Raw genomic sequence first — 722 nt, 5'->3', positions numbered from 1 at the left:
TTCTTTGTGCTTCCTTTTACTTGATCGCTGTTGAATTATCTTTTGACCCTTACCTCTTCTTTTTGATTTTAGGTCAAGCGTAAAATCTGAAATTTTATTTTGATCTAGCTTACTTAAATGACCGATTTCTTTAAAGTTTAAACCGGCTTTGGGAAAGCGATAAATATTACCAAGATCGACCCAGGAAGGTTTCTTCAACCCAGCGGATTGCCAATCTTGAATCGGATAATATTGTTGCTTGATATAAGCCGACTTCTTTTCATACTGACTAGTAATTTTAAAAGCCTCGACCGTCTGTTCTGATACCCGACGAATTAAAACTGGCCGAGACTTGCCACCGTTAGTTTCTACAAAACTAACGTATAGGCTGACTAAGTCATTAGTCCTCATCTGGATCGTTGAGCCAATCAGCGACCTCTTTAGCGTCTTTGAACTCGGTGACTGGTGTCCCTTCGGTCGCCTTTAAAAAGCGTAAATTAGCTCTTTCTTCTTCGCTTAAAGACGCATTAAAAGGTAAAGCACCATTAGCAACAATCCGCTTGTAAAACATGTTAATGGCCGTGGTTGGATTTAAGCCCAATTCGCTTAAAACTGCTTCGGTATCATCGGCCAAATCTTTATCAATCTTGACTTGGACCCGTTTCTTTTCCTTACCTACCATGATTGTCTCATCTCCTTTCTTTTACTACTACCATTATACTACCTTTTGAGTATCTGATCAA

2 protein-coding genes are annotated in these 722 nt (G+C 39.2%); both read right to left on the bottom strand.

The window, feature by feature from the left end; genetic code table 11:
* Positions 1-390, bottom strand: a 390-nt coding sequence (locus tag FD07_RS11945) for a hypothetical protein (RefSeq protein ID WP_056990140.1), incomplete at its 3' end; no start/stop codon positions are given.
* A complete protein-coding gene (locus FD07_RS11940; protein ID WP_057161961.1) occupies positions 380-661 on the bottom strand; it encodes a type II toxin-antitoxin system RelB/DinJ family antitoxin in 282 nt (93 codons plus the stop codon). The genes FD07_RS11945 and FD07_RS11940, both read right to left, overlap by 11 nt.
* Between the last annotated feature and the right edge of the window lie 61 nt (positions 662-722).

This window comes from Levilactobacillus parabrevis ATCC 53295 (assembly GCF_001434055.1).
Lineage (GTDB): Bacteria > Bacillota > Bacilli > Lactobacillales > Lactobacillaceae > Levilactobacillus > Levilactobacillus parabrevis.
The sequence above is the reverse complement of the archived record's forward strand: the minus strand, read 5'-3'. Positions and strand labels throughout refer to the sequence as shown.

Excerpts from the sequence above, each read along its gene's own strand:
- FD07_RS11940 (WP_057161961.1), bottom strand. The coding sequence starts at position 661 with ATGGTAGGTAAGGAAAAGAAACGGGTCCAAGTCAAGATTGATAAAGAT.